Annotated in this window: 21 protein-coding genes and 1 riboswitch; of the genes, 20 read left to right on the forward strand and 1 reads right to left on the reverse strand. The window is 50.1% G+C overall.

The annotated features are described in order from the left end of the window. Positions 1–82 precede the first annotated feature (82 nt). The 20 genes from ACYQ2M_RS02415 to cobU all read left to right on the forward strand — a co-directional run bounded on the left by ACYQ2M_RS02415 (position 83) and on the right by cobU (position 25,728). Positions 83–1,213 carry a class II glutamine amidotransferase domain-containing protein gene (locus ACYQ2M_RS02415; RefSeq protein ID WP_459914716.1) on the forward strand — a complete coding sequence of 377 codons (1,131 nt, stop codon included), beginning with the start codon at positions 83–85 and terminating at the stop codon, positions 1,211–1,213. Then, complete coding sequence (locus ACYQ2M_RS02420; RefSeq protein WP_459914717.1) at positions 1,177–2,811, forward strand: glutamate synthase-related protein; 1,635 nt, start codon at positions 1,177–1,179, stop codon at positions 2,809–2,811. Before ACYQ2M_RS02415 ends, ACYQ2M_RS02420 begins: the two co-directional genes overlap by 37 nt. An 11-nt stretch (positions 2,812–2,822) precedes the next feature. After that, positions 2,823–5,156 (forward strand): FAD-dependent oxidoreductase, encoded by a 2,334-nt coding sequence (locus ACYQ2M_RS02425; protein WP_459914718.1) that lies wholly within the window; start codon positions 2,823–2,825, stop codon positions 5,154–5,156. A 168-nt stretch (positions 5,157–5,324) separates the two neighbouring features. Next, on the forward strand, positions 5,325–6,458 hold the full coding sequence (gene carA / locus ACYQ2M_RS02430; protein WP_459914719.1) for a glutamine-hydrolyzing carbamoyl-phosphate synthase small subunit: 1,134 nt from the start codon (positions 5,325–5,327) through the stop codon (positions 6,456–6,458). 2 nt (positions 6,459–6,460) lie between these two features. Then, positions 6,461–9,688: a carbamoyl-phosphate synthase large subunit gene (carB, locus tag ACYQ2M_RS02435; RefSeq protein ID WP_459914720.1), complete on the forward strand. Its 3,228-nt coding sequence runs from the start codon at positions 6,461–6,463 to the stop codon at positions 9,686–9,688. Further along, on the forward strand, positions 9,688–11,109 hold the full coding sequence (gene purF / locus ACYQ2M_RS02440; protein ID WP_459914721.1) for an amidophosphoribosyltransferase: 1,422 nt from the start codon (positions 9,688–9,690) through the stop codon (positions 11,107–11,109). Before carB ends, purF begins: the two co-directional genes overlap by 1 nt. A gap of 207 nt (positions 11,110–11,316) precedes the next feature. Beyond that, on the forward strand, positions 11,317–12,315 hold the full coding sequence (locus ACYQ2M_RS02445) for a radical SAM protein (protein WP_459914722.1): 999 nt from the start codon (positions 11,317–11,319) through the stop codon (positions 12,313–12,315). Then, positions 12,312–13,184 (forward strand): hypothetical protein, encoded by an 873-nt coding sequence (locus tag ACYQ2M_RS02450; protein ID WP_459914723.1) that lies wholly within the window; start codon positions 12,312–12,314, stop codon positions 13,182–13,184. The genes ACYQ2M_RS02445 and ACYQ2M_RS02450 overlap by 4 nt, the downstream gene beginning before the upstream one ends. Before the next feature lie 68 nt (positions 13,185–13,252). Then, positions 13,253–13,476, forward strand: a riboswitch (cobalamin riboswitch). Between the two features lie 117 nt (positions 13,477–13,593). Further along, entirely contained in the window at positions 13,594–14,640 is a 1,047-nt protein-coding gene (locus ACYQ2M_RS02455; RefSeq protein WP_459914724.1) for a FecCD family ABC transporter permease, read from the forward strand. Then, positions 14,641–15,450: an ABC transporter ATP-binding protein gene (locus ACYQ2M_RS02460; RefSeq protein WP_459914725.1), complete on the forward strand. Its 810-nt coding sequence runs from the start codon at positions 14,641–14,643 to the stop codon at positions 15,448–15,450. Position 15,451: 1 nt separating this feature from the next. Further along, complete coding sequence (locus ACYQ2M_RS02465) at positions 15,452–16,501, forward strand: ABC transporter substrate-binding protein (protein ID WP_459914726.1); 1,050 nt, start codon at positions 15,452–15,454, stop codon at positions 16,499–16,501. A 139-nt stretch (positions 16,502–16,640) separates the two neighbouring features. Continuing rightward, a complete protein-coding gene (cobI, locus tag ACYQ2M_RS02470) occupies positions 16,641–17,348 on the forward strand; it encodes a precorrin-2 C(20)-methyltransferase (protein ID WP_459914727.1) in 708 nt (235 codons plus the stop codon). Then, complete coding sequence (locus ACYQ2M_RS02475; RefSeq protein ID WP_459914728.1) at positions 17,345–18,394, forward strand: nucleoside recognition protein; 1,050 nt, start codon at positions 17,345–17,347, stop codon at positions 18,392–18,394. Before cobI ends, ACYQ2M_RS02475 begins: the two co-directional genes overlap by 4 nt. Before the next feature lie 161 nt (positions 18,395–18,555). Further along, positions 18,556–19,860, forward strand: a complete 1,305-nt coding sequence (gene cbiE / locus ACYQ2M_RS02480) for a precorrin-6y C5,15-methyltransferase (decarboxylating) subunit CbiE (protein ID WP_459914729.1) — start codon at positions 18,556–18,558, stop codon at positions 19,858–19,860. A gap of 201 nt (positions 19,861–20,061) precedes the next feature. After that, entirely contained in the window at positions 20,062–20,835 is a 774-nt protein-coding gene (gene cobM, locus ACYQ2M_RS02485) for a precorrin-4 C(11)-methyltransferase (protein WP_459914730.1), read from the forward strand. Beyond that, the gene (locus ACYQ2M_RS02490) at positions 20,819–21,877 is read left to right on the forward strand and encodes a cobalt-precorrin 5A hydrolase (protein ID WP_459914731.1); all 1,059 of its coding nucleotides are present in this window, start codon (positions 20,819–20,821) and stop codon (positions 21,875–21,877) included. Before cobM ends, ACYQ2M_RS02490 begins: the two co-directional genes overlap by 17 nt. After that, positions 21,874–22,650 (forward strand): precorrin-3B C(17)-methyltransferase, encoded by a 777-nt coding sequence (gene cobJ, locus ACYQ2M_RS02495; protein WP_459914732.1) that lies wholly within the window; start codon positions 21,874–21,876, stop codon positions 22,648–22,650. Before ACYQ2M_RS02490 ends, cobJ begins: the two co-directional genes overlap by 4 nt. A 410-nt stretch (positions 22,651–23,060) precedes the next feature. Beyond that, a complete protein-coding gene (locus ACYQ2M_RS02500) occupies positions 23,061–23,579 on the forward strand; it encodes a cob(I)yrinic acid a,c-diamide adenosyltransferase (protein ID WP_459914733.1) in 519 nt (172 codons plus the stop codon). Continuing rightward, entirely contained in the window at positions 23,576–25,060 is a 1,485-nt protein-coding gene (locus ACYQ2M_RS02505; protein ID WP_459914734.1) for a cobyric acid synthase, read from the forward strand. The genes ACYQ2M_RS02500 and ACYQ2M_RS02505 overlap by 4 nt, the downstream gene beginning before the upstream one ends. 140 nt (positions 25,061–25,200) lie before the next feature. After that, positions 25,201–25,728 carry a bifunctional adenosylcobinamide kinase/adenosylcobinamide-phosphate guanylyltransferase gene (cobU, locus tag ACYQ2M_RS02510; RefSeq protein ID WP_459914735.1) on the forward strand — a complete coding sequence of 176 codons (528 nt, stop codon included), beginning with the start codon at positions 25,201–25,203 and terminating at the stop codon, positions 25,726–25,728. Between the two features lie 96 nt (positions 25,729–25,824). On the opposite strand, the gene ilvN is transcribed toward cobU, so the two are convergent. Next, positions 25,825–26,310 (reverse strand): acetolactate synthase small subunit, encoded by a 486-nt coding sequence (ilvN, locus tag ACYQ2M_RS02515; RefSeq protein WP_459914736.1) that lies wholly within the window; start codon positions 26,308–26,310, stop codon positions 25,825–25,827. Positions 26,311–26,684 lie beyond the last annotated feature (374 nt).

A 26,684-nucleotide genomic window follows, 5' to 3' on the forward strand; every position in this document is an offset into this window, starting at 1 on the left:
ATTGAAAAAAAATCAAAAATTGCTTATATTTAACAGCTTATATATCGCTCAAACATGTGAAAATAACAAGGAGAAAAAGAGAATGTGCCGTTTGTTTGCACTTACAAGCAAAGAGCCCGTATCTCCCATGGTTGCCATAAAAGCCCTTAATGTAATGAAAGAGGGGCATGATGGATCAGGCGTGGGGATTCTACTTCGAGATCTTGGGGGCCCTTTTGAAGAGATGAAGGATGCACCTATCCTGTCGGGTATTTTCAGTGAAGAGGGTATACGAAAGCTGGATTTGTTCATGATGGATAATGGGTTCATGACCAAATACAAGATGAACATCAAGATCCCCAAACAACCCCTTGAGGGAACCCCGAAACGGGGGGTATACCTCATCAGGGCCTATGAGTATCCTGAATCATGGGAACTCTTTGACAAGACGGAACTTGCCCTGCGCCTTATGAACATGCGTTTGAAAATCCGTGAAATGGGGGAGGAGAGAAAAGACATGATCGTCTACTCCTTCTGGCCGGACACCATCATGATAAAAGAGCTGGGTGATCCCATGCAGATCGCCCGGTACCTGGGGCTTGACAGAAAGGATCTCAAGGCAAGGACCATCATGGCCCAGGGACGTCAGAACACCAATTACGCCATTAACCTCTATGCCTGTCATCCCTTTTTCATTGAGGGATTTTCCACTATGACCAATGGTGAAAATACAGCTTTTATTCCCATCCGTGATTTCCTTTCCACTCGGGATTTCCCCGGCTACATGGGGTATCAGTCCGATTCCGAGGTGTTTGCCCATATCCTTCATTACACCATGCAGGGTCTTGGTCTTGGTCTGGATGCCTACAAGCATGTCATTACGCCCCTGCAGGACAAAGGCATCGATGCCCATGCCGACACGGAGTTCTTGAAACATCTTAAAAAAACATGCCGACAGCTGATCATTGATGGCCCCAATTGCGTCATCGGAACACTGCCCGACAACACCCTTTTTATGGCCCAGGACAGAAAAAAGTTACGGCCCGGTGTTGTGGGGGGCAGGCCCGGTTTCTTTGCCTTTTCTTCGGAAATCTGCGGCCTGGATGCCGTGATTCCGGACCGGGATAAAAGTAAAGACCTTCAACCCATGCACCTTGATACCGCCATTGTCGGCCCCGATCGTCAGGAGATAAAAATATGTCGTCAAACAGAACCATTACGCCTTCCTCTCTAAGCCTCAGCGATCTGCCCTGGCGGATCAACTGGAAAAAGGACCGGTGTACCCTGTGCGGTCAATGTACCGCTGTCTGCCCTGTGCAGGCCATAAAGCTTGATGTTTTCAGAAAAAGAAACCTGGATACCTCCCTGGACCCGGCTGCAAGAAAATTGTCCGGGTTTGAAACCTGGTATGGTATTAAACAAAAAACCTCCATTGAGGAGGCGTGCATCGGCTGCGCCATGTGCTCCATGGTTTGTCCCAACGATGCCATTGCGCCGGAAAGAAATCCCGGTACGGAACGCTTCAAGTTCCACAGAAATCAGAATGGTGAGCCCCGAACCCGCGGGGGACGTAGAAACAGCACCGAATCCATTTTGGATCAGATAAAATTCATCAGAATTTCCATGCTCACCGACCCCGCCCTTGATGCCGGACGTCATGAGTTTGAGCTCAGAACCCTGCTTGGCCGGATTCTACCCCCGAAAGAGAACATGCAGCGCCTGAAAAACAAAGGGTGGATTCCACCGGTGCGGGAAATCTACCCCCTTATCATCGGCGGCATGTCCTTTGGGGCTCTTTCCCCCACCATGTGGGAGGGACTGCAGATGGGGGTGGCATACCTCAACGAAGAGCTTGGCATGCCCGTTCGCATTTCCACCGGTGAAGGCGGGTGTCCGCCCCGGCTGCTCAAGAGCCGTTTTCTAAAGTATGTGATTCTTCAGATTGCCTCGGGGTACTTTGGCTGGGATGAAATCATCCATGCCATTCCCCACATGAAAGAAGACCCCTGCGCCATTGAGATCAAGTATGGCCAGGGGGCAAAACCTGGTGACGGCGGGCTTCTCATGTGGCACAAGGTGAACAAGCTCATTGCCGCCATCCGGGGAGTTCCCCAGGGCATCAGTCTGCCAAGTCCCCCCACGCACCAGACCCAGTACTCCATTGAGGAGTCCGTGGCCAAGATGATCATGTCTATGTCCATGGCGTGGGGATTCCGGGTGCCGGTGTATCCCAAGATATCCGCATCCTCCACCTCTCTTGCCGTGTTAAATAACCTCACCCGCAACGATTATGCCTCGGGCTTGGCCATTGACGGCGAGGACGGGGGCACCGGAGCCGCCTATTCCGTGTCCATGGACCACATGGGACACCCCATAGCTTCCTGCCTTCGGGACAATTATCTCAATCTGGTGAAGATCGGCAAGCAAAATGAGATTCCGCTGTTTGCCGGTGGCGGGATTGGCAAAAACGGCAATATTGCGGCCAATGCGGCGGCCCTGATCATGTTGGGCGCCAGTGGTGTTCAGATCGGTAAATATGTGATGCAGGCCGCTGCCGGATGCGTGGGAACCGAGCGTGATCGTTGCAATGTCTGTAACTTGGGTATCTGCCCCAAGGGCATCACCTCTCAGGACCCCAGACTTTACAGACGTCTTGATCCGGAAAAGGTGGCCCAGCGCATCGTGGACCTCTTTGTCTCCTTTGATATTGAGCTCAAAAAAATTGTTGCACCCCTGGGACGCTCCACATCCCTTCCCATCGGCATGTCCGATGCCCTTGGCATCAACAATTATGAAGCGGCCCAGCGTCTCAATATCAAGTATGTGGTTTAGGAGGTGAAGATATGAAAAAGATAAAATATAAAGTCGTTTCCGGCAGGGACGATGAAAAAAGAATTCCTTCCCGCATCCTTGAAGAGATGATTCAAAAGGAAGTCAAACAGGGCCACCGGGCCATAGAGGTGGATGCCTTCGGGCAACACGGTATTGGTGGAAGGCTCTGGCAGGAAGGCAGTGACATCATAAAAATCAGAATCAGGGGCCAGGCGGGCCAGCGCGCCGGTTCACTGGGGTGCCCGAATACGGAAATTGAGATTCTGGGGCCGGTGTCCGACGATGTGGGCTGGCTCAATGCCGGTGCCCAGATCACGGTACATGGCAATGCCTCCAATGGTGTCATGAACGGTGCCGCCCAGGGCAAGGTGTTCATTGGCGGAAATATCGGCGCCAGGGGCATGACCATGACCAAGCACAACCCCCGGTTTGATCCGCCGGAACTGTGGGTGTTGGGTTCCTGTGGCGATTACTTCGGAGAGTTCATGGCCGGTGGTATTGCTGTTGTGTGCGGGTTTGATAAACAATCCCACGAAAACACCCTGGGCTATCGCCCGTTGGTGGGTATGGTGGGCGGCAAGGTTTTTTTCCGGGGGGATGGTTCGGATTACAGCCAGAAGGATGCCAGATTGCTGACCATTTCAGATGAAGAGTGGGACTGGCTTTATCTGAATCTGGGTGCTTTTCTGGATAAGGTGGGAAAAACCGCCTTGTTTGACAGCCTTTCCAAACGATCCGAATGGCAGATTTTAAAGGCCAGAAGCCCCATGGATAAAATGACGGGGCCCGGCCTTTCTTCCATGGCCGCCTTCCGCCAGGATGTCTGGGACAGGGAACTGGGTAGGGGAGGGCTCATTGGCGATCTGCAGCAGCTGGACCGGGGAACCATTCCTTTGATCACCAAAGGGGAACTGCGGCGTATGGTGCCGGTGTGGGAACATGCCGTGTACAAAGCTCCCTGCCAGGCCAATTGCCCCACCGGAATTCCTGTTCAGGACCGTTGGCATCTCATTCGCAACGGTCTCATGGACGAAGCCGTATCCATGGGCTTGAAATATACGCCGTTTCCGGCCACGGTGTGCGGATATTTGTGCCCCAGCCCCTGCATGGCTTCCTGCACGAAAAATCTGCAGTACATGACCCCTGTGAATGTCCGGTTGCTGGGACAGGCCGGTGAAAATACACAGCTGCCTGAAATCGCAGCATCCTCGGGGAAAAAGGTTGCCGTCATTGGGGCTGGTCCGGGGGGCATCTCTGCGGCCTGGCATTTAACCCTTAAGGGGCATGAGGTTGCATTGATGGATGAATCCGATGCCATCGGCGGGAAAATAGCCTCGGTGATTCCAGATTCCCGGATACCACGGCAAACCCTTGAAAATGAGCTGGATCGGGTGAAACAACTCATTGGTGATATCCGTCTGGAGCAGAAAATTACGGCCAAGAGTTTTAAGAAAATCAAGAAAGAATTTGATTATGTGGTGGTGGCCGCCGGTGCCAGAAAACCCCGGATGCTGCCTGTTCCCGGCATAGAGTTTGCCGTTTCAGCCAATGATTTTCTAGCGGCGGCCAAGACCGACGCGATCTCTCCCGGCCATAAGATGGTGATCATCGGTGCCGGTAATGTGGGGTGTGACGTTGCCACCGAAGCCCATCGCCTGGGGGCACAAATCATTACTCTCATTGATGTGCAGAAACCGGCGGCATTTGGAAAAGAAAAAGAGGATGCCGAAGCCGTGGGTGCCACCTTTCATTGGCCCTGTTTTACCAAAGAGATCACAGATAAGGGCGTGCTTCTGGACGATGGAGAACTGCTTGAGGCCGATACGGTTGTGGTATCCATCGGGGATGCCCCGGATACCCGTTTTCTGGGAGCGGACATTGCCACAAGAAACGGATTCGTTTCGGTGAATAGCCTGAATCAGACCTCGGATGACGCCATATTTGCCATTGGCGACATTGTGGGACCGGGGCTCATCACCAATGCCATTGGGGATGGTAAACGGGTGGCCGAAGTCATTGACAACATTATTTCGGGTACCTCCCCTCTGCCCATGGATATCCGGCCGGAAATAGATAAGAACAGGGTTTCCCTGGAATATTTCAATCCCCGTCTGAAATCCTATGATTCCCTTCACCAGTGTGGGGAAGAATGCGCCTCCTGCGGTCGCTGCAGGGATTGCAGCATTTGCGTAAATGTCTGCCCCGAGGCGGCCATTGAACGGGTGGAAGACGCAGCGGGATTCTTTGAATATAAGGTGGACCCGGAGCAATGCATCGGGTGTGGTTTCTGTGCTGGGGCCTGTCCCTGCGGTATCTGGAACCTGGTGCCCAATTCACCCCTGTGATCCATGGTCGGCACGGCAGGCTTTTTTTAAACTACAGCATGTCGTGCCGGGCATGAAAATTATATTTTTTTGATAAACAACCATGTCCTGACGGACACAACAGAGATTGAAAATCCTCCTGATTTATAGGGATTTTCTTATAAAAAAGACAAGTGGAAACTAAGGATTATGAAAGCGTTATTGGCTCTTGAGGATGGCAGGACATTTCCCTGTCGCAGTTTTACAGGTTTGGGGGAGGCCCGGGGCGAGGTTGTGTTTAACACCAGCATGACCGGCTATCAGGAGATTCTGACAGACCCCTCCTATCATGGACAGATGGTGACCATGACCTGCCCCATGATGGGTAACTACGGGGTTTGTCCCGAAGATGTGGAATCCGACAGAATCCAGGCAGCGGCATTGATTGTCCGGGAGTATGTGGATGTCCCCAGTAACTGGCGATCCACCGGTACCCTGGCAGATTACCTTAAAAAACAGGGTGTGCTGGGCATTGAAGACCTTGATACAAGGGCTTTGACGCGACATATCCGAAATGCCGGTGCCATGCGTGCAGTGATCTCCACCACGGATCTGGATCCAGTTTCCCTTGTGGAAAAGGCAAAACAGGTACCGCCCATGGAAGGGTGCAATCTGGTGGACAAAGTAACCACGAAAACCCCCTATTTATGGCGGGAAAATCGACCGGATTACATAAACGACTGCACCCTTCTGGATGTTTCCATGTGGCGTCACAGGGGAAACCGTCATTCCGTGGTGGCCCTTGATTTTGGTATTAAATACAATATTATTAGATGCCTTGAAACAGCGGGCTGTGAAGTTCTTGTCCTTCCCGCTGATACCTCAGCCGCCGTTATCCGGTCTCTTGAACCGGATGGTATCTTTTTGTCCAATGGTCCGGGAGATCCTGAGCCTGTTGCCTATGCCGTTGAAACCATCCGGGATCTTCTGGGGTACCGCCCCATGTTTGGCATCTGCCTTGGCATGCAGCTTCTGGGGCTTGCCATGGGTGCCAGGACACACAAGATTAAATTCGGCCACCGGGGGGGGAATCAACCGGTGAAGAACTTTGCCACGGGCCGGGTGGAAATCACCTCACAGAACCACGGGTTTGCTGTGGATCTGACTACCCTGGGACAGGGTGAAGGGGTCATGACGCACATCAATCTCAATGAGGATTCTCTGGAGGGCATTAAAAATGATTCCCTCAAGGCCTTTGCGGTTCAGTATCATCCCGAAGCCTCCCCCGGCCCCCATGATGCCGCCTACCTTTTTAACCAATTTGCCGAGATGATGGATAAGTAAAAATGCCAAAACGTACAGATATTAAAAAGATTCTCATTATTGGAGCAGGCCCCATCATCATCAGCCAGGCCTGTGAGTTTGATTACTCAGGTACCCAGGCATGCAAAGCCCTGAAGGAAGAGGGCTATGAAGTTGTGCTGATCAACTCCAATCCTGCCACCATCATGACGGACCCCGATACCGCAGACAGGGTGTACATTGAGCCTGTGACCCCGGAGACCGTGGCCAAGGTCATTGAAAAGGAGCGGCCCGATGCACTGTTGCCCACCCTGGGTGGGCAGACCGGCTTGAATACCGCCATTGAAGCCGCCAAGATGGGGGTGCTTGAAAAATACAACGTGGAGATGATCGGCGCATCAGTGGAAGCCATCAACAAGGCCGAAGACCGGGAGATGTTCCGGGATGCCATGAACAGAATCGGTCTCAGAATTCCCAAAAGCGGATTTGCCACCAATATGCACGAGGTGGAAAAAGTGGCCGACGACATCGGTTTTCCCATCATTGTACGCCCCAGTTTCACCCTGGGCGGTACCGGTGGCGGTGTGGCCTACAACCCCGAAGAGCTGGCCCTCATGGCCAAAAGTGGACTGGATGCGAGCTTCATCACCCAGGTGATGCTGGAAGAATCGGTGTTGGGCTGGAAAGAATATGAGCTGGAGGTCATGCGGGACTGTGTGGGCAATGTGGTGATCATCTGCTCCATTGAAAACATTGATGCCATGGGGGTTCACACCGGTGATTCCATCACCGTGGCACCGGCCCAGACCCTGTCTGATAAAGAATATCAGATGCTAAGGGATGCTTCCATTGCCATCATGCAGGAGATCGGAGTGGACACCGGGGGCAGTAATGTTCAGTTTGCCATCAATCCCAAAGATGGTGAAATGATCATTGTGGAGATGAACCCCCGGGTGTCCCGGAGTTCGGCGCTTGCTTCCAAAGCCACGGGGTTTCCCATTGCAAAGATCGCCGCTAAACTGGCCGTGGGTTTTACCCTGGACGAGATTGAAAACGATATAACCGGTGAAACCCTTGCCTGCTTTGAGCCCTCCATTGATTATGTGGTAATCAAAATCCCGAGATGGACCTTTGAGAAGTTTCCTGAAACCGATGATATTTTGACCACGGCCATGAAATCCGTGGGGGAGACCATGGCCATCGGTCGAACCTTTAAAGAAGCCTTTCAAAAGGGTATCAGATCCCTGGAGATCGGGCGATTCGGATTTGGTGGTGATGGGAAAGACCCCCTTCCGGGAACCGTTTCCAAGACGGAGTTGGAGTATAAGCTTGCCACCCCAAATTCCCAGCGTATGTTTTTCATCAAGCATGCCATGGAAAACGGCATGGCCCTGGAGACCATCCATTCCCTCACCGGTATTGATCCCTGGTTTCTGTACCAGATGAAGCAGATTGTGGAGTTTGAAAAACGCATCATTCTTGCCGGTAAAGATATTTCCCATGAAATTTTGGAAAAAGCCAAACGCATGGGCTTTTCCGATCGTCAGTTGGCCCATCTGACAGGTCTTGCAGAGGAGAAGATAGAAACATTGCGTAAGAAATTGGGCATTGTTCCGGTGTACAAACTTGTGGATACCTGTGCCGCTGAGTTCCGGGCAGCCACCCCCTATTATTATTCCACCTATGAAAAAGAGTGTGAAGCCAGGGTGTCGGATCGGAAAAAAGTTATGATTCTTGGTGGCGGTCCCAACCGCATCGGTCAGGGCATTGAGTTTGATTATTGCTGTGTCCAGGCATCCTTTGCCCTCCGGGAAGAGGGTGTGGAGAGTATCATGGTTAACAGCAATCCTGAGACGGTGAGTACCGACTATGACACCTCGGACAAGCTCTATTTTGAACCCCTGACCCGGGAGGATGTACTCCATATTGTGGAAAAGGAGAAACCCGACGGCGTTATTGTCCAGTTCGGCGGGCAAACGCCTCTTAATCTTGCAACGGCCCTTAAAAAAGCCGGGGTTCCCATCATCGGCACCACCCCGGAAAGCATTGACAAGGCCGAGGACAGAGATCTGTTTCAGGCCATGCTCAAAAAGCTCGACATTGCCCAGCCGGCCAACGGTATTGCCGTTAATTTTGAAGAGGCAAAAAAGATTGCCGAAGAGATCGGTTATCCCGTCATGGTGAGACCTTCCTTTGTGCTGGGGGGCCGGGCCATGAAGATCGTGTTTGATCCGGCGGAGCTTGAAGGCTATTTTGATCTTGCCGTGTCTGCGTCTCCTGATCATCCCGTTCTCATTGACCAGTTTCTGGAAGATGCCTTTGAACTTGATGTGGATGCCATATCAGACGGAGAGATTACCGTCATTGGCGGCATGATGGAACACATTGAAGAGGCCGGTATTCATTCTGGAGATTCCGCCTGTGTGCTGCCTCCTTACAGTATTGGCCAGGAACACATTGATGAGATGACCCGGGCCACTCAGGCCCTGGCCAGGGAGCTGAATGTGGTGGGCCTTATGAACATCCAGTTTGGTATTATGGATGATAAAGTCTATGTTATCGAGGTCAATCCCCGGGCATCCCGTACCGTTCCTTTTGTGAGCAAGGCTACAGGGGTTCCCCTGGCAAAACTTGCCACCAAGGTGATGCTGGGTAAATCCCTTGCGGATCTTGGCTTTACCCAGCAGGTGATTCCCTCCCATTATTCAGTCAAAGAGGCAGTATTGCCCTTTGACCGCTTTGCCAAGGTGGATCCTGTTCTGGGACCTGAAATGAAATCCACTGGAGAGGTCATGGGCATTGACGCGGACCTTGGAGCTGCTGTGGCCAAAGCCCAACTGGGTGCTGGACAGAATCTTCCCGTTGAAGGCAATGTGTTCATCAGTGTTCAGGACAGTGACAAGATGGCAGCACTTCCCCTGGCCCGGGATTTTTATGATATGGGTTTCAAGATTCTGGCCACCCGAGGAACAGCCATGTTTCTGGAAGATCATTCCATACCTGCCAAGGTGGTGGAAAAGGTATCCACCGGTCGTCCCCATGTGGTGGATGCCGTGAAAAACAGCGAGATTCAGCTAATTCTCAATACCGGTGCCAACCGACAGACCAAACGGGATGGGTATGAAATCCGGCGGGCGGCCATTCGGTTTAAGATTCCCTATGCAACCACCACCGATGGTGCCAAGGCCATCTGCAAGGCAATCAAGGCCCTCAAAAGAGAGCCCCTTACGGTCAAAGCGATTCAAGACTATCATATGCAAGGCGGCAATTAATGACAATTGACAACGAAAGACCCAAAGACGAATGTGGGGTATTTGGTCTGTACAGGCATCCTGAAGCAGCCCAGTTGACTTATTTTGGACTCTATGCACTTCAGCATCGGGGGCAGGAAAGTGCCGGAATTTCTGTGGCCAGGGAAAAGGATAAAATTTTCTCTCACAAGGGAATGGGCCTGGTCCATGATATCTTTGACACAGAAACGCTGAAAAATATCGAGGGCGGTGGGGGCAGCGCCATCGGTCACGTGCGCTATTCCACCACCGGAGATTCCAATCTGACCAATGCACAGCCCTTTGTGGTGCAGCACCGGGGAAGGGCCTATGCTGTGGCTCATAATGGCAACCTGGTCAATGCCCATATTTTAAAGGAAGAACTGGAAGAAAGTGGTTCCATTTTTCAGACCACCATGGACAGTGAGGTCTTTCTTCATCTGTTCATTAAGAACCTGAAACAGGGGGATGTGGTGACGGCCATTCAAAAGGCTGTGGCCAAAATTCAAGGTGCCTATTCCTTTATTCTGCTCACCTGCAAGGGAGAGGTCATCGGTGTAAAAGACCCCAACAGCTTTCGTCCCCTGGCCTTGGGAAAGCTCAATGGACACTATATCCTGGCATCTGAAACCTGTGCCTTTGATCTGGTCCAGGCAGAATTTGTAAGGGAGCTGGAACCCGGAGAAATCGTTATCATTAATGAAGACGGGGTGACCAGTATCATGCCGGAAACGCCCATTGAAAAAAAATCTCTGTGCATTTTTGAATACATCTATTTTGCACGTCCGGACAGCACCATTTACGGGAAAAACGTTTATCAGATGAGAAAGGCCCATGGAAAACGCCTGGCCCAGGAAGCACCGGTGGATGCCGATATGGTCATGCCATTTCCCGATTCCGGAAACTATTCTGCCATTGGGTATGCCGAAGAATCGGGAATTCCCTTTGAAATGGCCATGATCCGGAACCATTATGTGGGCCGCAGCTTTATTCAGCCCACCCAGGGCATGCGCGATTTTGCCGTGCGGGTGAAGCTCAACCCGGTGCGGGAGTTGATAAGGAACAAGGAAATCATTATCATTGAGGACTCCATCATCCGGGGAACAACGGCCAAAACCCGTGTGGCCGCACTGCGTAATCTTGGTGCAAAAAAGGTGCACATGCGCATCAGCTGCCCCCCCCATCGATTCCCCTGCTATTACGGCATTGATTTTTCCACCAAGGGAGAACTGGTGGCCGCATCCAAGACAGAAGAAGAATTAACCAAATTTCTGGGACTGGACTCCTTGCATTACCTCAGCATTGAGGGCATGCTGGAGGCAAGCGGAGTGGAAAACCCGGAAGACAACTTCTGCAAGGCCTGTTTTGACGGTTGTTATCCCGTGGCTTTTGATCCCAATCTGTCCAAACAGTGCATGGGGTAATATCGTTGCGAGTATGAAATTTATTTAATATGTAAAACCTCTTGGATTTCAATATTCAAGGGGTTTTATTTTTGAGTCATGGCCGTTTATCTGAAAATGCCGACAGCAGAGAGCCCCCGGCGGCGGCATAATACCATTTTTATTATTCGTTGTGTCGGCAGGCCGACATGATCGTTATAAGAAAATCCCATTGTGGAGCGTATTGATATGAATAAGAAAACAGTAGCCTTTTCAAAGGATTCTTCCAATCTTTTTTTTCATCTGCTCACCAAGTGCAATCTGTCCTGTAAACATTGTTATATCAATCGAAAAGAGCATGGCGAAAAAACCCTGGGCATTGATACCATTAAAAAATGGCTCAACCTTTTTGCCGACCGGTGTGAAAACATCAATGTGATTTTTCTGGGGGGAGAACCCACCTTGCATCCGGATCTTTCCCTGGCAGTGAAGGAGGCAAGACGTCTGGGATTTAAATCCATCACCATTGATACCAACGGCTATCTGTTCCATGATATTTTAAATAGAGTGACTCCCGATGAGGTGGATTTCATCAGCTTTTCCCTGGACGGGGCCACCCCCGCCACCAACGATGCCATCCGAGGAGAAGGCTGTCATGAACAGGTAATAAAAGGGTTAAAGCAGGCGGTTTCCGCCGGGTTTTCCACTTCCATGATTTACACGGTGAGCGGGGAAAATATCCACGAACTTCACCGGATGCCTGATTTGATTAAGGACTGGGGGCTTGAACGGTTTTTTATCCAGGTCATCGGTATTCGTGGGGAATCGGCGGACACCAACGATGGCCTCCAGGTGTCCATGGAACAATGGCTTGATGTGGTGCCGGATGCGGCCGAAGCCATGGCCAGGCAGGGAATTATTGTGACCTATCCCCGGGTATTTTTAAATGAGACAGAAGCCTTTCAGTGCGCAGGACTTGTGGCGGACAACTATTTTATTTTTCCCAATGGACGTATCTATCGCTGTCCCCTTTGTGAGGATTTTGCCCTGCACAGCTTCACCATTGATGACAACGCCATTGTTTCCACGGGTAAGATAAATGAAACAGATCTGTTTGGTCTTACCATCCCCGAAGGATGTGTCATGAATAAGATGATTCAACCGGGAAATATTGCGTACAATGAAGATGGTATTCCCTGCAAACGCATTGCATGCTGTATGTTGAAAGAAGAGATTGAGTTAAATTGATACCCGCAGATATGGACATACGGGATGCCGGAGCTCTTGCCGGGGAGGAGGTACGGGCCTTGAACTTTATTCGAAATGTTACTTCCTGTCATTTCAGAAGGCATTTCCGGCAGGGGTTAAGGTCTCATATTTTTGAGGTCCTTGATGCCGGGGATGTTTTAAAGGAAACACAAGGGGAGATAAGAGCGGGTATGCGATGGTTCCCCCGGGCGGTTCCCCGTGGGATGTTTCGAATATTGAGAAATCGTTTTTCCTCACTGGATCAGGTGCTTGATGAAGTGGGTAAGTATGCCCTGATCCTGAAAATGCTGGGACCGGAGCTTCTTGCCGTTTCCCAGGAATTTATTGTTCAATATAATGGCCCCGGAGGGCCTGAGATTTTGCTTTGCGGGCTTCAGGAGTATGTCCAGGGAGCGGTGCTGGACCCATGGTATCTCCATGAGGAAACTCCCCTTGAAATTTTTTTCCAGACACATTTTCCCGGAGAGCCTCCGGAAAAAAGCAGTGTGAACAAGGCGTTTGAATCCATTACCTCTTTTGTTGAAAAGACACGGCATATGGTCATGGATAAAGGATTTATTCCCGATCTTGCAGGCAACGGCAATCTACTTCTCACAAGCCAAGGAGAGCTGAAACTTGTGGATATCAATAATATCATCCCTGTTAATTGCAATGATAAAATTTTCCTTGATGATAAAAATTACCCTTCCTGTGATAAATCCATTGAAGTTCTTTTTCTCCTGGAACAAAAGATTTTGAAAAAGCAAAATCTTCTGGAGGATGTTTTATATGGGAAATTTCTATGTTCACAGAGAATAAAACGTGTCAGGTTGTTTGAAGAACAATTTTATCAGAAAGTTGGATTTTGATGCTCCCATGTCCCCGTGTTACAGGTACAAAACAAATTGACTTTTGGAGGGAAACAGTTTATTTTGTCTGGATAATTATAGTCTCAGGTATCATGGTGGAGTGGTAGTATGGCTGTCAACTCCCCAATGAGCAGGGAATCCTGTGAAAATCAGGAGCGGACCCGCCGCTGTAACCGGCATTTTGTGTCTTAAATCTTCTTTTTAAAACCGGCCACGGCTGGTTGATGCAAAGAAAAGAAAGCATTGACGTCACGCCGGGAGTCAGAAAACCTGCCTGGGACAAGTGGACCGAAAATGTGCACGCGGTTGGACAGGCCCACTATACCATTGAGGATACAATACGGCGTCCCCATATCGATTTAAATATCGGTATGGGTTTTTTTTTGCCTGTTGTTTAAAGGGAGTAGTTGTGAACTGGATTCAGCCGTGCCTTCCAAGGAAAACAGGGACAATTGTCTGTGCCTTGTCTGTGCTTTTGTTTGTCCTTGTGGTGTTGTCAGCCTCCCTTGGATATATGAAGATTGATTTTTTAGATGTGCTGGAAATAATTTTTTCCCATGTCTCTGGCAAGGAAAATACTGGAATTTCCATTTCCCAGGCATCCCGGGTGATTGTTATGGATGTGCGCCTGCCAAGGATACTGACATGTGCTGCTGTGGGGGCTGCCCTTGCGCTGTCCGGGGTCATTTTCCAGGGGATTTTGTTAAATCCCCTGGCAGATCCCTATACACTCGGGGTTTCTGCCGGTGCTGCCTTTGGTGCCTGTTTTGCCATTTTGTTGAATCTGGGTGCTGCCTTTGTCTCAGTTCCCCTGTTTGCCTTTGCCGGGGCCTGCCTCACATTGTTTTTTGTGATTTTCCTTTCCTATACCGGTAAGAATTCCGCAGCCGTCCTTTCCTCCAATAGTCTCATACTTTCCGGAATTATTGTGGCTGCTATTTTGTCTGCAGGTATCAGTTTTTTAAAATACACTGCTGATGAGCAGGTTTCCATTATTATTTTCTGGCTCATGGGCAGTTTTGCCTCCAAAACCTGGCTGGATGTGGGGGTGACCCTTCTGTGTCTTGGCGCGGGGCTTGTGGTTGCCATGGTATTTGCCCGGGATCTCAATCTCATTTCCCTGGGGGAACGATCCGCTGCAAGTCTTGGGGTGGATACCCGCAGGGTGACCCTGGTGCTGCTGGTGACAGGGTCCATGCTGGCAGCGGTTTCGGTTTCCGTGTCGGGGATTATCGGCTTTGTGGGACTTCTGGTTCCCCATATGGTAAGGCTTTTCACCGGGCCGGACAACCGACATCTGGTTCCCGTTTCAATCTTTGCCGGGGCCTTGCTGCTGCTGGGCGCAGATACCATCACCCGGGCCATCCTGCCCCACGAAATTCCCATCGGCATTTTAACAGCCCTCATCGGCGGTCCCGTGTTTTGCTGGATTTTCAAGCGGGGGGCCATTCGCTAAATGAAAATCAACTCCAATACTTCCGGGATAAGTGTCGATATTTTTCTTGAAAACCTCTCGTTTGCCTATGAACAGGAGCCGGTATTAAGGGATATTAATCTTTGCTTTAAGCCCGGAAAATTTTATTCCATCCTGGGGCCCAACGGATGCGGAAAAACCACCTTGCTGGATCTTCTCATCGGTCATCTGACCCCGGACAGCGGTTGTGTTTTTTTAAGGGGAAGGTCTCTGGACACCTGGTCCAGAAAGGAAATCGCCCGAAACATTGCCCTGGTATCACAAAATTATAATATCAACTTTCCCTTCACCGTAAAAGAGGTGGTCATGATGGGGCGACACCCCTGGATTTCCCGGTTTTCATCCCCCAATGCCAGGGATATACATATCGTGGACAGCGTCATGGCCCGTACGGATACCGTTGGGTTCCAGGACAGAAAAATAACGGCCCTTAGCGGGGGAGAACGGCAGAGATGCGTCTTTGCCAGGGCTCTTTGCCAGGATACCCCCATTCTTTTTCTGGATGAAGCCTTTTCCAACATGGATATCAGCCACACCCTGAAACTTTTAAATATTGTTAAAGAAGAGGTGAAACATCAGAATCGCACGGTTATTTCAGTGTTCCATGACATTAATCTGGCGGCCATCTGGTCCGATCATCTGATTTTTATGAAGCAGGGCAGGGTGGCTGCCTCAGGTCCCACGGAAGCGGTCATGGATGCGGCCATCATTGAAGAGGTATTTCAGGTGAAGACCCGTGTGGCCTTTAATGACTATTCCCAGGCCCGACAGGCCTGTTTCAAGGCGGGATGATATGTTTTTTTTTTCAGGGATGACGGCGTTTTTACATGTGGCTTTGACTGTTTTCCGGGGCAGGGGCGGTGCGGGGGGCGTGTGTGTTCCTGGTATGATTTCATACCCTGGCTCATGCCTTGAATATTTGGGATTAAAGCGTATGACACGGATGGTGCTAGGGGTGATTTGTATCTTTTCTCTGTCCATGGCAGACGTTCACTGGGTAAAGGCCGATGAAATAATGGATGCCACCGGTAAAAAAGTGAACTTTGATCGTCCCTTTGAACGAATTATTTCCCTTTATGGTGCCCATACGGAGAATCTTTTCTATCTGGGTCTTGACCAGGAGATCATCGGGGTTTCCAGAAATGAGACTTACCCTGACGAGGCAAAGATAAAACCCTGGTTTTCATACCATGATGATCCTGAAAAATTTCTGGTGGCCGGGCCGGATCTTGTTCTGGTACGTCCCATGATTGAACGGGGATATCCCGGTCTTATTCAAAGATTGAGGAAATTCGGCATTGTGGTTGTCTCTCTACAGCCATCCACCGTGGGTGGGCTTTATGATTATTGGCTGGCACTGGGAGCTCTGACCGGCAGAAAAGTCCAGGCAGAAGCCATGGTGAATGCCTTTAAGGCCCGGGTGATGGATTTCTCACGCTTGACCCAGCAGGTGAAATCAAAGAAACGGGTTTACTTTGAGGCTATTCATTCCCGAATGAAAACCTTTGTTCCCGGCTCCATGGCCATGTTTGTCCTGAAAAGTGCAGGAGGTGTTAATGTTGCAACGGATGCCATTGCCTCCCGGGGAACCAATATCGGTATCTATGGAAAGGAACGTATTTTGGCCCATGCCCATGAAATTGATGTGTTCCTGGCCCAGACCGGCGTCATGAATAACACCTCCATTGATATTATTAAACAGGAGCCGGGGTTCCATATTATCCGGGCGGTGAGAGAAAACCAGATTTATTTAATTGATGAGGCCCTGGTGTCAAGACCGGTTTTCAGGCTTGTCATCGGCATTGAAACCATTGGAAAAATACTTTATCCGAAACTTTTTTAAAATCAAAGCCATTCTTTATCCAATGATTGAAACGCGTTCAAAGCATTTCTCTGTTTTACGGGAAGGTTTAAAAAAAAGTTTCAACCGTGTTTAAATCAATAATATGAAGGGTGCCAAATACAATAAGGAACTGAATATAATGAATAAACAAGGAAAACTATATGGAATCGGCGTGGGTCCCGGAGATCCGGAACTGCTCACCCTGAAAGCTGTCAGAATAATTAACGAGGCCGACGCGGTTTTCACAGCTGCATCCGCCAAAAGAACCTACAGCCTGGCCATGGAGATTGCCCGCCCCCACCTGTCTGATTCGGTTACCATTGAATCGTTGTCTTTTACCATGACAGAGGATAAAGCGGCCACGGAAGCGGCCTGGGATTCCAACGCGGAAAAAATTGCCGCCGTGATGAGGGAAGGTAAAAATGCCGCCTTTCTCACCCTGGGTGATCCCATGACTTATTCCACCTTCGGGTATATTTTAAAGAGTCTTAAAAAAGTGATGCCGGAAGCCGAAGTTATCACCATTCCCGGGATCACGTCTTTTCATGCAGCCGCGGCCCGCTTGAACAGAACTTTGGTGGAGGGAGAAGAGTCTTTGCTCATCACTTCTGGTGCCTACGGGGGAAATCAGCTCCAGCGGGTGGGCAAGAGTGCTGAAAATATTGTCATGATGAAGGCTTATAAAAATATCACAAAGAACAATGCAGCCCTTTCAGAATTAGGCATGCTGGAAAATAGCGTGGCCGTCACCAAATGCGGAAGAAAAGGCGAGGAAATTATCCCGGATATCCGAACCCTTGAAACACGTGAACCTGACTACTGGACATTGATTCTGGCTGGTAAATGAAAGACCGTTCACTTCAATATGGCCCCCTGATAAGTTCTCTTGCCCTGACACTGCTGCTGCTTGCCCTGGGAATGATCTGGGGGGAGAACCTTTCCCCTGGTTATGCGGTAAAGCGACTTATTTTCCCCCTGTTGCGACTCATGGGATTTATTGTGCTGGGCCTTGTCCTGGGGCAAATCATTGAGGCCACCGGATGGACACGTCATCTTTCCGTGGTGGCAAGGCCTTTTTTCAGGTTTTCAAATCTGGGCAATCGATGTAGTGCCGCCTTCACCGCAGCCTTTCTTTCCGGGGTGGCATCCAACGCCATGCTGCTGGATTTCTTCAAGGAAAAAAAAATCTCCAAGCCCCAGCTCTTTTTAACCAACTATGTTAATCAGCTGCCAGCTTTTTTTTTGCATTTGCCCACAACTTTTTTTATTGTGATACCCTTAACCGGGGTTGCAGGGGTGATTTATTTTACCCTTACGTTTTTTGCAACCTTGCTGCGGACAGTTTGTTTTCTTGTTTTTGGACATTTTTATCTCTCAAATGCCACTCCAATTCTTTTAGACAATGAAGGAGAAGAGGCGCTTGGGGAAAAAAAGAAACATGAAACGATTTTTAGAAGGATCAAATCTAGATTGCCTGGCCGGATTATTAACATTGCGGTGTATGTCATTCCCATTTATACCCTGGTATTTCTACTGAACCGCAATGGTTTTTTTATGTTTTTGAATACGGCATTGTCTCGCCATCTTGCCATTGAGTTTCTGCCGGTGGAGTCTCTGTCCGTAGTTCTGCTTAGTTTTGCTGCGGAGTTCACCTCCGGGTTTGCCGCTGCCGGTGCATTGATGGCGGCCGGGGCTCTGACCACCAAACAAACGGTGCTGGCCCTGCTTATGGGCAATGTCACCGCATTCCCCATAAGGGCGCTGCGGCATCAATTGCCCCGGTACATGGGAATTTTTTCCCCGAAGATGGGATTACAGCTGTTGTTGTCCGGGCAATGTTTCCGCATCATCAGCATTATTGTGGTGGGGATGATTTATTATGTGGTGGCATAAAACAGTTGAATGTATTTTTTCAGGTCTGCCCGGGGTAAACACCTCTGCGCCATGCTTGTCCCTGCCAAATCTGGCAAATATTGTGGCCACTCTGGAATTAACAGGGCCGCAATACTGGAAAAAAGTGCCGTCAAAAACAGGTTTGAAGGAGGAGAAAATTCATGCATAGGGTTCATGTAATCGGTCTTGGGCTTTCCAGGCAGGATCTTACCCTGAAACATCTGAAAATCATTGAATCGGCGGACCTGCTGGTGGGAGGGCAACGTCATCTGGATTATTTTAGAAACACGGATGTCAAAAAGCGGGTGATTACCCGGGATATTGCCTCGGTTATCCGGGACATAAAAGAACGTATGGATGCTCATAAAATAGTTGTGCTGGCATCGGGAGATCCGCTTTTTTACGGCATTGGAACCACCCTGGTGAAGGCCCTTGGTCCTGACAGGTTGGTGATTCATCCCAATGTTTCATCGCCTGCGGCAGCCTTTGCCGCCATTTGTGAGCCCTGGGAAGATGCCCGCCTGATAAGCTTTCATGGGCGGATGGTGGAAAATTTGGAGGATATCATCAGGACTTCCCATAAGATTGCCATTCTCACCGATGGAACTCATACCCCGGGGTGGCTGGCTGCCCGTCTGATCTCCCAGGACATGGGAAATTTTACGGCCCATGTATTTGAATGCATGGGCAGTGATAAGGAAAAAATATATTCCTTTGATTCCCTTGATCCCCTGGTGGATCATTCCTTTGAAATGCCAAATATTGTGCTGCTAAAACAAAATAATGATTCCCAGGAGAATGCCGCTGCCCATGAAACCTCTCCGGGGCAGGATATTGTGGTGGCAGGGAAGGGTGATGGTGGTTTCTGTGGTGAACCGGGGGTATCCATTTATCCGGGTATGCCCGATGATCAGTTTTACCATGAGAATGGCCTCATCACTAAATCCGAAGTGAGAAGCGTTGTTTTGTCCCGCCTCAAGCTTGATGCGGATCATTATACCTTCTGGGATCTCGGAGCCGGTTCCGGCTCGGTATCCGTTGAAGTTTCACGTTTCCTGCGCCGGGGACGATTGTTTGCCGTGGAAAAAAATGAGAACAGAATTCCCCTCATTGAGCAGAATATTGAAAAATTCGGGGTATCTAATTTAACGGTGTGTCACGGTAAACTGCCCCATTTATTGGCGGATCTTCCAGACCCGGACAGAGTTTTTGTGGGGGGGGGTGGGAAAAATATTTCAGAAATCATTGAAATTGCCGGCAAGAGACTTTCCCCAGATGGGGTCATTGTGGTGAACACCGTGTTGCTGCAGACCATGAATATGGCAGTGGAAACCTTTAAACAGATGGGATTTGAGACCCGGTTTATCCAGCTTCAGGTGTCATTGGGAAAACCCATGCCCTTTGGTGAAAGGCTTGAAGCGTTGAATCCTGTGTGGATTATTACAGGGCTAAAGCAAAGAACTTGATCGTAAGATCTGTAGCCATGGACACCTGCACCGGGTGGGTAAATGGACTCAGATGCGTGATCAGGCATAAAACAAACGACTTGGTCGCAGGGGGTTTTGTGTGAGTCAGCATGGTAGGCTGTGTGGAAACATGGGCCTTTTCCTGCTGCGCACACCGGGGCACTTAGCGAGCCGTGAAAATCAAAGGAGAAAGAATAGACAATGTCAACCATGCCAAATCCTGTCATGTTTGTGGGGGCAGGGCCCGGAGATCCGGAACTCATCACCGTCAAGGGCCAGAAGGCTCTGCAGCAGGCAGACCTTATTATATATGCAGGTTCCCTGGTTCCCCGGGAACTGCTCACCTGGAACCCTGGAGCTGAGGCCGTGGACAGCGCGCCTTTGAACCTGGATGAGATTGTGGAGCTCATCCGTATGGCCCATGGAAAAAATAAAAAAGTGGTGCGGCTGCACACCGGAGACCCCTCTCTTTATGGTGCCATCTTTGAACAGATGCGTGCCCTTGATAAACATGATATTGCCTATAAGGTGATACCAGGGGTAACGGCCGCATTTGCCGCCGCCGCCACCATGGCCATGGAGTATACCCTGCCGGAAGTCACCCAGACCCTTATTCTAACCCGGATTTCCGGCAGAACCCCGGTGCCGGACCAGGAAGCCCTTGCGCTGCTGGCCTCCCACCAGAGTTCCATGGCCATTTATCTGAGCATTGCCCATGTGAAACGGGTGGAAGAAATTTTATCTGAAAATTATGGGCCTGAAAGCATTTGCGCCGTTGCCTACAAGGTCAGTCATCCCCAAGAGCGCATTGTCTTTACGAAAATAAATGCCCTGGCGGCCACGGTGGCAGAGGAAAAACTCAATCACCAGGCCCTGATTCTGGTGGGACGGGCTGTGGAAGCGGCCCATGAAAAACCGGAAGTTATAAAGTCCAAGCTCTATGATGCGGGATTTACCCATGGCTTTCGTTCCTGAAAAAATCTGTATTTGGGCCATCACCCCGGGGGGCATTAGGCTTGCCATGAATCTTCATCAGAAGTTTTGCGGCAGTGACATGATGGTTTCCGCTGGGGCCATGGCGGGCAATGAATTGCCTCCGGGGGCGGTGGTATTTCAAACATTGCGCACTGCCCTGGCAGAATCTTTTTTGCGATATGACGCCCATGTGTGTATTTTTTCCACGGGCATTGCCGTACGTCTACTGGCCCCTTTGCTCGTGTCCAAACTCCATGATCCGGCGGTGGTGGTGATGGATGACAAAGGCATGCATGCCATAAGTCTTGTGTCCGGTCATCTGGGCGGTGCCAATGAACTGGCCCACAGGGTGGCAGGTGTCACCGGGGCCAGGCCGGTGATCACGACGGCCACGGATGTCAATGATCTGCCATCTATTGATATGATTGCCAAAGCATGTGGTTTGATCATTGACAATCCTGATATGATAAAAACGGTGAACATGGCCTTTCTGAGAAAAGAGCGGATGGGGCTCATTGATCCCCTGCCGTGCCTTGTCAAGGCAATTCCTCGACGATTCTGGGCAGAGCAAGAAACCAATGTAAAAAAAGAGGTGTTCATTCAGTGCAGTGACCGGGTGTTTTCGGTTCCACGTGAAACCCTTGTGTTGCGACCACGATCCCTTGTGGTCGGCATGGGGTGTAATCGGGGCACATCAAAAACGGAACTCATGGCATTGCTGACAAGTTCCTTTTCAGATTTTGGTTTGTCATTGAAAAGCCTTGCAGCCCTTGCCACCACAGAGGTAAAGGCAGATGAGCCGGGGCTTTTATCCCTTGCAGAGACCTTGAATCTTCCCCTTGAATTTTATGATAAAGACGCATTGAATTCAGTTGAAAATATACAAAACCCATCCAAAATGGTGGAAAAATATCTGGGAGTTAAAAGCGTATGCGAAGCAGCAGCGATTCTGGCATCACACAACGGAAAACTGGTGGTGCCCAAGATAAAAAAAGGCAATGCAACCCTTGCAGTGTCAAGAATAGAGCCCGACTTTTTGTGATTGGAACCGGTCCCGGCGATGTCTCCTACATGGCTCCCAGGGCTGCCACGCTTATTGGCATGTCCGATTCCGTTGCCGGGTATACCACATATATCGATCTCATCCGGGAGGTTATTGGAGATAAAACCATTATTTCCACCGGTATGATGAAGGAGGTGGACCGGGTGGAAAAGGCCATTGCCGAGGCCCTTAAGGGCACCACCTGTTCGCTGGTTTCCGGTGGGGATTCCGGTATTTATGCCATGGCTGGGTTGGTGTTTGAAATGTGTGAAAAAAAGGGGCTGACCCTGGTACGGCACGGTGAGCCCTGTCCTGAAAACAGTGAGGGAAGGTGTCTGGAGATTGAAGTGGTCCCGGGGATCCCTGCCTTGGCTGCCGGCGCATCCCTTGTGGGAGCACCTCTGACCCATGATTTTGCCGTTATCAGTTTAAGCGATTTGTTGACCCCCTGGGAAAAAATTGAAAAACGCATATCTGCTGCGGCCGCTGCGGATTTTGTCATTGCCATATATAACCCTAAAAGCAAGAAAAGAGACTGGCAGCTTGCCCGGGCCCGGGATCTGATCCTGGAACACCGGGATGGCAATACCCCTGTGGGCGTGGTAACCTCGGCCATGAGAGAACAGCAGAAAGTGTCGGTCACCACCCTGGAAAAAATGGATGATGTCCATGTGGACATGCAGACTATTTTACTGGTGGGCAGTGATGCATCGGTGGCTTATCTTGATTTTATGTATACGCCCCGGGGGTATTCAAAAAAATATGATATATAGTGCAGACCTTTTCTGGCAGAACGAAGAATGAAAAAGGCATTTTGCCGCCCCCAGCGGGCACCCGGTCCGGCCCCGGGCCGGGTGCCCGCTGGGAGCTCCGGTGTCGACATTTTTGCATAAAGAAATACGTATAACAAATAGACCGTTCAAAAACGTAAATATTCGGGTTGGTACCGTAAATATTTGGCCAGTGCCCCATATTCTCGTATTTGGGTCTGCGTAGCATACTAGTGCAGCCGGGCGTAAATATAATTGTGCTTATTGAAGCCACTTCTTTAAGCCGTATATGGCGTTCCACCCCAAAAAAAGCAGCATGGAATTGATGCCGAGCTGTACCAGTGCTATGCAAGCAGGGCAAATAGGTGAAGATGGGGTACTGGACGAATATTTACCCAAAAACAGGAGGTTCCATGAAAAAAGGTTATGTTCAGGTATATACGGGAAACGGCAAAGGCAAGACCACGGCATCCCTTGGCCTCAGTGTCAGAGCGGCGGGTGCGGGGTTTAAAGTCTTCATTGTTCAGTTCCTTAAAAAAGGGGATTACTCTGAGATCAAGGCGCTGGGGCGTTTCCAGGAGTTGATCACCGTGGAACAATACGGCATGGGAAAGTTTGTCAAGGGAAAGCCATCTCCGGAAGATATTGAGGCCGGAAAAAAGGGCTATGCCCGGCTCAGGGAGGTTCTGGAAAAGGGGGAACATGACCTTGTTATTGCCGAAGAGGCCAATGTGGCGGTGATGTGCAGCCTTTTCTCAGAGCAGGCGCTTTTGGATCTCATGGCCATGAAACCCGAGCATGTGGAGCTTGTGATCACCGGCAGGGGAGCCACCCCGGCGGTGATTGAGCGTGCCGATCTTGTAACAGAGATGACGGAGATCAAGCATTATTATAAAGCAGGTGTCCAGGCAAGGATCGGGATCGAAAAATGAAAAAAATGAAGCCCATTGCTGTTTTTGGTACCGGGTCTGATGTGGGGAAAAGCATTGTGGGGGCTGCCATCTGCAGATCCCTGGCCGACAAAGGTGTCCGGGTGGCACCTTTCAAGGCCCAGAATATGTCCAATAATTCAGGAATTACCCCCGAAGGTCTTGAAATGGGCCGCGCCCAGATTGTCCAGGCAGAAGCCGCGGGCATTGCTCCCCATGTGGACATGAATCCGGTGTTATTGAAGCCCACAGGAGAGATGGGGTCCCAGGTGGTTCTCAACGGGAAAGCCTTTGAAAACAGCAGCGCCGCGGCATACCATGCCCGGAAAGATATTTATTTCAAGGAGGCCTGCCAGGCCTTTGATCGCCTCCAGGATCGTTATGAGATGGTGGTGATGGAAGGGGCCGGCTCCTGTGCCGAGGTGAATCTCATGGCCTCGGACATTGTCAATTTCCGCATGGCAGAATATGCCGGGGCAGATGTGGTACTGGTGGCGGACATCCACCGGGGCGGCGTGTTCGGCCAGTTGCTGGGAACCCTGGCCTGTCTTCCCCAGAAGTACCAGGACATGATCAAGGGGTTTATCATCAACCGGTTCCGGGGGGATATTTCTCTGTTTAAGGGTGGTGTTGACTGGATAGAGGAAAAAACCGGGAAAAAAGTGCTGGGGGTATTGCCCTGGTACCATCATTTCAGAATTGATGCCGAAGATTCCGTTGAGCTGGAAAAATCTCCTGCTGTCGCCCCCATTGTGGACGGAATCCCTGCCATTGCCGTCATAAAACTTAAGCATATTTCCAATTTCACCGATTTCCATTCCCTGGCCGATACTCCGGGAATTCAGGTGGTTTTTGTGGAACAACCCCGGGATCTTTCACCATTCAAGGCGGTTATTCTACCGGGATCAAAAAACACACGATCGGATCTTAACTGGCTGAGGCAATTGGGCTGGGCGGAAAAAATAGCTGCATATGAAAAGGCTGGCGGGCATATCCTGGGCATCTGTGGCGGTTTCCAGATCCTCGGGCAGTATGTTGAAGATCCCCAGGGCCTTGAAGATCAGCCGGGAACAACGCCGGGGCTTGATCTGCTCAGCGTTGGTACGATTTTAAAAGCTCCCAAAACCACCACCCTGAGCCGATTTTCCTGGGGAGATGCCAAGGGCGAAGGCTATGAGATTCATATGGGCCATACCACGCGACTGGCAGGCGCTTCGCTTTTCGAGGTGGTTTCCCGGAACAGGATTGCCTGCACGGATATGGAAGGCGCGGTTTCACAAAACGGCAGGGTTGCCGGCACCTATATGCATGGCCTGTTTGATCATGATGCTGTTAAATTCAAATGGCTTAAATCCGTAGGCATAGACATTCCCACGTCCGGCGGTATGGATGGGGCGTTACGGAAAAATGAAAATTATGAACTGTTGAAAGCCCATTTTGAAACCCATGTGGCAATGGAAGAGATGTATTCAAATTTTGTATAACCCACATGCCCTGACGGACGCAACAAAGTATGAAAACGGTACCATCATGTTATTTTTAATGTTTGTTGATCCTTCATTGTAAGCACAGGCCTTGTGCATAATTTTCAAAAACGTGATTATAAGCTAGCAGGTAAAATAATATGAACACACAAAACACCCTGATCCTTGGCGGATGCCGAAGCGGAAAAAGCAGTCATGCCCTGGCTTTGGCCAACCAGGTGTCAGGAGATAAAAAAATTTTCATGGCAACATCTGTTCCCACGGATCCGGAAATGCAGGATCGGGTGAACAAACATGTTCAGGAGAGGGGGGATTCCTGGCAGACGGCCGAGGTCCCTGTGGATATCCCCGAAAAAATTGAAATGCTGGCACCGGATGTTGATGTGATCCTGGTGGATTGTCTTACCTTGTGGGTATCAAATATCATGTTCCATGGGGCAGATTCCCAGGGTGTTCTTGAAAAAACGGAGCAGTTGACAAGGGTTTTGAAAAAGGTAAGCTGTCCCGTGATAATGGTTGCCAACGAGGTGGGTTCCGGTATTGTTCCGGAAAATGCCCTGGCAAGGAAATTTCGGGACATGGCCGGATTCGTCAATCAACGGGTGGCCGCGGCTTCGGATGTGGTTACATTGGTGGTGGCCGGGATTCCCATGAATATAAAGTCCTGAAATTTGATGTGCTTGAAAAATCATGGGCCGAGGATTTACAGGTTCATCAATGGGTGACCCCTCCCCGGTGTGGCCGGGGGGGATCAAGCCCATTATTCAGGATTCTCTGTAGAGGGCAAGGAGGCCGGATCGGGATAGTTTCTGAACCCCGAAGGGTTCCAGAAGGGCAAGCAGTTCATCAATTACAAAGGCCTTTCCTGTTACCTCAATGGTGAGGTTTTCACTGCCGATGTCAACAATTTTGGCGTGGTAGGTTTCAACCAGCCTTAATAAATTTGTGCGTTTTTCCGGCGGTGCTTTGACGCAGATAAGTGCCAGTTCGCGTTTTACGGCATCTTTTCCGGTCATGTCCCTTACTTTGATCACATTGGTGAGTCGCTTGATCTGCTTCATGCACTGGGCCAGCTGGTGGGGTTCTGCCCGGGTAGAGATGGTAATCCGGGACATTTTCGGATTGGCTGTGGGTGCTCCGCAGATGGTTTCGATGTTATATCCCCTTCCGGCAAACAGGCCTGTGACCCTGGCTGTCACACCGGGTTCATTTTCCACCAGCATGGTGATGACGTATTTTTTTTCTTCCATGGTAATCCTTATTTTTTTTTGTGGGGTTACTCATAACACAAGATGATCCGACTTTTTCTGCCCCCCCCCAAGTGGCCCATGTTGTGACCAGACCCGAAAATGGCAATGCGTTGTATCCAGGGCCTGTTCTGACCGGAATGGGAATCTCGGGGCAATTTTGACACTACCTTTTTAGGGGAAGGGCTGTCCAGCTATAATTGGGCTCCGCAATATTAAAATGGAACTTGCCATCGGTATTTCTATGTCTAAGTTTTTGACAAAAAGAGCATGATGTGGGAAATTACAACACGTTTAATTGCAAAAAAAGAGGTGTTTACATTCTCTGGGGGGATTAGATCATTTGTCATCCCAGCCGCCCCTTGTCCACATCTGGG

This window comes from Desulfocicer niacini (assembly GCF_054657595.1).